The sequence below is a fragment of the Neisseria sp. HMSC064E01 genome, assembly GCF_001808875.1.
In the GTDB taxonomy this organism is placed as follows: domain Bacteria; phylum Pseudomonadota; class Gammaproteobacteria; order Burkholderiales; family Neisseriaceae; genus Neisseria; species Neisseria sicca_A.
Map to the genome: position 1 here is coordinate 26,223 of NZ_KV794959.1, position 6,037 is coordinate 32,259.

5 protein-coding genes and 3 tRNA genes are annotated in these 6,037 nt (G+C 49.4%); 3 read left to right on the forward strand and 5 right to left on the reverse strand.

Annotated features, from left to right (window positions below; translation table 11 throughout):
- Positions 1-28: 28 nt before the first annotated feature.
- Positions 29-1,348 carry a DUF445 domain-containing protein gene (locus HMPREF2572_RS10070; protein WP_070498289.1) on the reverse strand — a complete coding sequence of 440 codons (1,320 nt, stop codon included), beginning with the start codon at positions 1,346-1,348 and terminating at the stop codon, positions 29-31.
- Positions 1,349-1,789: 441 nt separating this feature from the next.
- Between HMPREF2572_RS10070 and dld the strand changes: the two genes are divergently transcribed.
- Together dld and HMPREF2572_RS10080 are read left to right on the forward strand one after the other, a co-directional pair.
- Positions 1,790-3,481 carry a D-lactate dehydrogenase gene (gene dld, locus HMPREF2572_RS10075; RefSeq protein ID WP_070498292.1) on the forward strand — a complete coding sequence of 564 codons (1,692 nt, stop codon included), beginning with the start codon at positions 1,790-1,792 and terminating at the stop codon, positions 3,479-3,481.
- A 150-nt stretch (positions 3,482-3,631) separates the two neighbouring features.
- The gene (locus HMPREF2572_RS10080; RefSeq protein WP_070498296.1) at positions 3,632-3,994 is read left to right on the forward strand and encodes a DUF2628 domain-containing protein; all 363 of its coding nucleotides are present in this window, start codon (positions 3,632-3,634) and stop codon (positions 3,992-3,994) included.
- 157 nt (positions 3,995-4,151) lie between these two features.
- Here the strand turns inward: HMPREF2572_RS10080 and HMPREF2572_RS10085 are convergent.
- The 4 genes from HMPREF2572_RS10085 to HMPREF2572_RS10100 form a co-directional block, all read right to left on the reverse strand.
- Positions 4,152-4,228, reverse strand: a tRNA-Asp gene (locus HMPREF2572_RS10085).
- Positions 4,229-4,260: 32 nt separating this feature from the next.
- Positions 4,261-4,336 (reverse strand) — tRNA-Val (locus HMPREF2572_RS10090).
- A 103-nt stretch (positions 4,337-4,439) separates the two neighbouring features.
- The gene (ribA, locus tag HMPREF2572_RS10095; RefSeq protein ID WP_070498299.1) at positions 4,440-5,033 is read right to left on the reverse strand and encodes a GTP cyclohydrolase II; all 594 of its coding nucleotides are present in this window, start codon (positions 5,031-5,033) and stop codon (positions 4,440-4,442) included.
- Entirely contained in the window at positions 5,026-5,694 is a 669-nt protein-coding gene (locus HMPREF2572_RS10100) for a hypothetical protein (protein WP_049228768.1), read from the reverse strand. Before HMPREF2572_RS10100 ends, ribA begins: the two co-directional genes overlap by 8 nt.
- Positions 5,695-5,827: 133 nt before the next feature.
- On the opposite strand from HMPREF2572_RS10100, the gene HMPREF2572_RS10105 reads away from it, so the two are divergent.
- Positions 5,828-5,912 (forward strand) — tRNA-Leu (locus HMPREF2572_RS10105).
- Positions 5,913-6,037: the final 125 nt, after the last annotated feature.

A 6,037-nucleotide genomic window follows, 5' to 3' on the forward strand; every position in this document is an offset into this window, starting at 1 on the left:
CGTACTGGTTTAAAGTTAATCCACTATACTATCCCGCCAGCCACAGTGATACCGTATAAATCACCAGTCCGACCAGTCCGCCGACGAGCGTGCCGTTGATGCGGATATATTGCAAATCCTTGCCTACGCTCAATTCCAGTTTTTCCACCATCAGGCGGCTGTCCCAGCCTTTGACCTTGTCCGCGACGAACAAAGCGGCTTTATCTTTATAACGCATCACAAAATCCCTAACCAAAAGCGAAATCCGTACATCCGCCCGCCGCATAAATTGCGGGTATGCCTGAGCTTGCGAACGCATATGATTCAGCAGCTTTTCCAGTTGCGCTTGGCACAAAGAGTCTTGTTTTTCCACATCCTCCCGCGCCCAGTCCAAAATGCCGCGCCATAAGGTCATGATTTGACGTTGCAGGGCGGGCGATTGCGCAAGCTCAGTTTTGAATTTGTCCAGGCGGCGGTGCCACAGGCGCGAGGTGCTCAGGCGTTCGGTCAGTTCGTCGTATTGCACCAAGAATTGACGGCGCAGCGCGTTGTCCTGCTTGTCCGCGGTCGCCAAATAGCCGTCTATCCATGCCAACGCTTTTTCTGCCGCCCAATCATCGACTTTCTCCACCAAGGTCGATTTCACCGCTGCTTTAAGCCTGTCCCAAGTACCGGGATTGCCGCCTTCGATTTTCGCCGCCCACTCGCGCAGGTTCTGCTCCAACATTTCGCGGGTTTCCGGTGTTTTCAGCCAACGCCGAATCTGACGGAGCAGGCTTTCAAACGCTTTTTCGTGCATCCCTTGCGCTTTCAACAGCCGCAAACCGTCGGCAAGCGTGTTGCCGATTTGTCCGCCGCTGTAACGCTCTTCCAGCAGCATTGCCGTAAAACGCGCCGTCTGTTCCGGTTTGGCGATGGCAAGCAGGGTCGGAATCTGCTTGGAAAGCCACGGCAGCCAATGCGATTTCACGTCTTCGCCGTCCAGCCATTTCAATAATTTATCGCTGGGCTGCGCTTGGTAAATACGCATGGCGATGGGTTTGCCCTGCAAAAAATTATGTTCGATAAACCGCCCCAATTCATCGCCGATACGCGCCTGATTACGCGGCAAAATCGCGGTATGGGGAATCGGCAGCCCGAGGGGTCGTCTGAAAAGCGCGGTTACGGCAAACCAGTCCGCCAGCGCACCCACCATCGCCGCTTCGGCAAACGCTTTGACAAATCCCAACCAAGGATATTGGCGCACATAAATGGCGGAGGCTGCAAACAGCACGCACGCCGCAAGCAGCAGGCCCGTAGCCCAACGCTTGCTTCTTGCCAACTTTTTGCGCGCCTCATTTAAGCGGACTTGTTCCGAAAGGGTGTGCATTCCTTTTCCTTTTTTGAAAATCGGGATTTTTGAGTGGGTGTGTTTGATCAATCGGATTATACGCCGTATTGCCTAATTTTTAATCATTGAATATTTTGGTTGAGAATAGAATAAGTTAGCTGACTTTTCCACAGACTGCACACACAAAGGCAAACACTGTATGTGACTAAACCGACAAACTGCCCATTTTTTAAGCACTATATTTTTTTGTTTGATTATCAAAAGGTAATAGAACTTATTCACAGGCTGTTCACATCGTTCGGCAAAGAAATTGTGTATAGCGGGGAAGATGGTCAATTAAAGGGTAGGGCGTGCGGACGGATGGTGTGGATGGTTTGCAGTATTCCTTGCCGAACCGCACTCAGACGACCTTTACTTTGCCGTGTCGCGTTACTACAATCACTATTTTAATCCAATAAAACCAGCCCCAAGGAGCGTATTATGACCGCCTCGCAATTAATCAGCAGCCTGACCCAAACCGTCGGCGAAAAATACATCATCACCGACCCCGCGAAAACCGAACAATACCGTCAAGGCTACCGTTTCGGCGAGGGCAGGGCGTTGGCAGTGGTGCGCCCCGGAACCATTCTGGAAATGTGGAAAATTTTGCAGGCATGTGTTGAAGCGGACGTGATTGTGATTACGCAGGCGGCGAATACCGGTTTGACAGGCGGCTCGACCCCCGACGGCAACGATTACGACCGCGACATCGTGATTGTGAACACCATGCGGATGAACATCATCCAAACCATCAACAACAACGAACAAGTCGTCTGCCTGCCCGGCTCTACCCTGAACCAGCTCGAATTGCTGCTGAAACCTTTGGGGCGCGAACCGCATTCGGTCATCGGCTCTTCATGTATCGGCGCGTCCGTCTTGGGCGGCGTGTGCAACAATTCCGGCGGCGCATTGGTGCAGCGCGGCCCGGCCTACACAGAAATGGCGCTGTTTGCCCAAATCAACGAAGAGGGCAAACTGGAGCTGGTCAACCATTTAGGCATAGATTTGGGCGACACGCCCGAAGAAATCCTGACCAATCTTCAAGGTCATCATTATCAGAGAAAAGACATCACGCAAAACGCAGGCAAAGGACACGACCACGCCTATTGCGACCACGTCCGCCAAGTGGACGAGCCGACCGCCGCTCGTTTTAATGCCGACCCGGCGCGCCATTACGAAGCGTCCGGTTGCGCGGGCAAACTGATGGTTTTCGCCGTCCGCTTGGATACCTTCCCGCAAGAGAAGCAAACTGCCGTGTTTTACATCGGCACCAACGACATCAACGAACTGACCGACATCCGCCGCGCCGCCTTGGGCGAATTTGAAAGCCTGCCCGTTTCCGGCGAATACATCCATCGCGACGCTTTCGATATTGCCGACGTTTATGGCAAAGACACGTTCTACGTCATCAAAAAATTTGGTACGCACCAACTGCCGAAATTATTTGATTTCAAAGCCAAAGTTGACCGATTCGGCAAAAAAGTCAGCTTCCTGCCCAAACATTTTTCCGACAAGGTCATGCAGTTCGTCAGCAAATACCTGCCCGACCACCTGCCCAAATCTATGCGCGATTACCGCGAAAAATACGAACACCATTTAATTCTGAAAATGGGCGGAAAAGGCGTAGATGAAGCGCGCGCGTTCCTGAAAGAGTATTTTGCGCACCACGGCGGCGCGTTTTTCGAATGCAACGCCGAAGAAACCCAAGCCGCCATGCTGCACCGTTTTGCCGTCGCTTCCGCCGCCATCCGCTATCGCGCCGTGCATGATGACGAAGTGGAAGACTTGGTCGCGCTGGACATCGCCCTGCGCCGCGACGACCGCGACTGGTTTGAAAAACTGCCGCAGGAAATCGACAATAAAATCATCCACAAACTCTACTACGGACATTTCATGTGCCACGTTTTCCATCAGGATTACATCATCAAAAAAGGCAACGACTGCATGGCATTGGAACACGAAATGCTTCATCTCTTAGACCAACGCGGCGCGCAGTATCCTGCCGAACACAACGTCGGCCATTTATATGAAGCGAAACCCGCGCTCAAACAGTTCTACCGCAAACTCGACCCGACCAACAGCTTCAATCCGGGCATAGGGAAAACCAGCAAGAAGAAAAACTGGGCTGAGTGATAAGGTTGGGATGGTATAAGTGAATGAAAGGTCGTCTGAAAACCGAATCGAGTTTTCAGACGACCGTTTATCTTATAATGATTCAACTTTTTAATATATTTTGATAGAATAATGGCGTTAACTTTTTAAGGTATAAAAGAAAGGTGTTTTATGAAGCTTTACAAGATTTTTAAAAATCCTATGAACCAGTACGAGGCAGTCAAACAAGGCTGGTCTTGGCCTGCATTTCTCTTTGGGGCTATTTGGGCTTGTGTGAAAAAAATGTGGGGTTTGGGCATTGGAATTTTTGTCACTTTTGCTGTGTTAGCTGTATTAGCTGGTCAGAATGAGATGTTTGGTGCCATCATCAACCTTCTTAGTCTCGGCGTTGGTATTGTACTTGGCATGCAAGGTAATACTCTGCGTGAAAAAAATCTGGTTAAACGCGGTTATGTAGAAGTACCTCAAGTTATTAATGCCGCTAACCCTGAAGCTGCAATTGCCCAATATATTGCTGAATATGGTCATAAATAAGGTTTTTTGAGATATAAGGTCGTCTGAAAACAAACCTAGCGTATTCTATTCAAACGCTTAAGCTGTTTTCAGACGACCTTTTTAAATCGAGTATCCAATATATAAAATGCTGCGACCAAAAAATAAAAGCACCGATAAATCGGTGCTTTTTTAAATTTGGCGCGGCGGACGGGGCTCGAACCCGCGACCCCCGGCGTGACAGGCCGGTACTCTAACCAACTGAGCTACCACCGCGCATCATTGTTTTGCAACAATGAAAGGAAACTTGGTGGGTGATGACGGAGTCGAACCGCCGACATTCTGCTTGTAAGGCAGACGCTCTACCAACTGAGCTAATCACCCGAGAACTTCGGATTAAACCAAAAAAACTCTATTAGGGCAAGCCGTTTGTTTTAAGATAAATATATTTATTTGAATATAAATAATAAATAAGTTTAGTATTACCTCAATCAAAAATCATATGCCCCAGTTTGTCGGCTTTGGTGTGCAGATAACGTTCGTTTTCAACATTCTCGCCAACATGGAGCGGGATACGTTCGACGACATTGATGCCTGCATCTTTCAACGTCTGAATTTTTTCGGGATTGTTGGTCAGCAGCTTGACGGCGCGGATATTCAGATGGTCGTAAATTTGCTTGGCAAGCGTAAAATCGCGTGCGTCAACGGGCAGTCCGAGCGCGAGGTTGGCTTCGACCGTATCCATCCCCTCGTCTTGAAGCTTATAGGCACGGATTTTGTTGATTAAGCCGATGCCGCGCCCTTCTTGACGCAAATAAACGATGACACCGCGCCCTTCTTGTTGAACCGCCTTCATCGCTGCTTCAAGCTGAGGACCGCAGTCGCATTTTTTGGAAAACAGGGCATCTCCGGTCAAACATTCGGAGTGGATTCGGGTCAGGACAGGGAGGTCGTCTGAAAAATCACCCATCGTCAAAGCGATATGTTCTTGTCCGCTCTGTTCTTCAAAGCCGTGCATAGTGAAGTCACCCCATTCGGTCGGCAGGCGGCAGGAGGCGATGAATTTCAAGGTATTATTCATGTTCTTCTTCCTTGTCTTCGATGCCTGCCAATGCTTTCAGCGGCTCGGCAAGTGCCAAAGCCAGCGCCGACCAATCCGTTTGGGCTGCCTCATCGGCTTGATCTTTATCGGCAAATTCAACATGGACCACGCCCAAAACCGTACCGTTTTGCGTCGCCACGGGGATGGACAACTGGCTTCCACTGCCTTTATTCCTGTCGCCTTGGATTTCATCCAGCGAAAGCCAATAGGCAATATCGTTGGCAATATTCATCCAGCCGCTTTGCGCCGTACGGCAGACAAGGTAAACCGTACCGTTTTCTTCATGCACCGCCAACAGGTTCTCCAAAGGCTCGCCTTGCGCCGAGATACGAACCAGCCTTGCATGCGGTTCACCCGGAATGTGGATGTAAACCGCCGCACTTTTGACAGCTTTTGCGCGACTGAATACTGAATCTAGAGCCATGAAAACCTGTTTGAGCAAAACTTCGTTTTCCGGCGTTTCTTCAATATGGTCTGCCAGCTTCCAACCGTCTTCTTCACGCCATAAAACCGAGCGGTCAATCGAAGCATTGCCCATATCCATTACCGTCTTCGCGGTCAGATAAGCAACACGGAGGTCGTCTGAAGACAGCTTCAAACCCTGTGTTTGTAAAAAATCCTGAATCAGTAAAACAGGCATGATGTTCCTCTTTAATATTAGTGTGTTCCGGCAGATAACCGACCTGCCATTATATCGGTCGGAATAAAGCAATTTCAAGCCAAAGATTGTTTGCAGAGCGGGATACTTTGTGTATAATTCCGAGTTTAATCACGCGGACGTGGCGAAATTGGTAGACGCACCAGATTTAGGTTCTGGCGCCGAGAGGTGTGAGAGTTCGAGTCTCTCCGTCCGCACCAACATACAAAAACGCTTGAAAATTTCAGGCGTTTTTTTTCGTTTAATCCTGTCTAATACCATCAACCAATCTCAGTAAATACAGGGCTTTCAGGCTGATTGCTATCCTATTGTCTTCTTCCTGATT

What these genes read in the sequence shown, in the direction of transcription:
- HMPREF2572_RS10070 (WP_070498289.1), bottom strand. Translation starts at nt 1,348, where the DNA reads ATGCACACCCTTTCGGAACAAGTCCGCTTAAATGAGGCGCGCAAAAAG.
- dld (WP_070498292.1), top strand. Translation starts at nt 1,790, where the DNA reads ATGACCGCCTCGCAATTAATCAGCAGCCTGACCCAAACCGTCGGCGAA.
- HMPREF2572_RS10080 (WP_070498296.1), top strand. Translation starts at nt 3,632, where the DNA reads ATGAAGCTTTACAAGATTTTTAAAAATCCTATGAACCAGTACGAGGCA.
- ribA (WP_070498299.1), bottom strand. Translation starts at nt 5,033, where the DNA reads ATGAATAATACCTTGAAATTCATCGCCTCCTGCCGCCTGCCGACCGAA.
- HMPREF2572_RS10100 (WP_049228768.1), bottom strand. Translation starts at nt 5,694, where the DNA reads ATGCCTGTTTTACTGATTCAGGATTTTTTACAAACACAGGGTTTGAAG.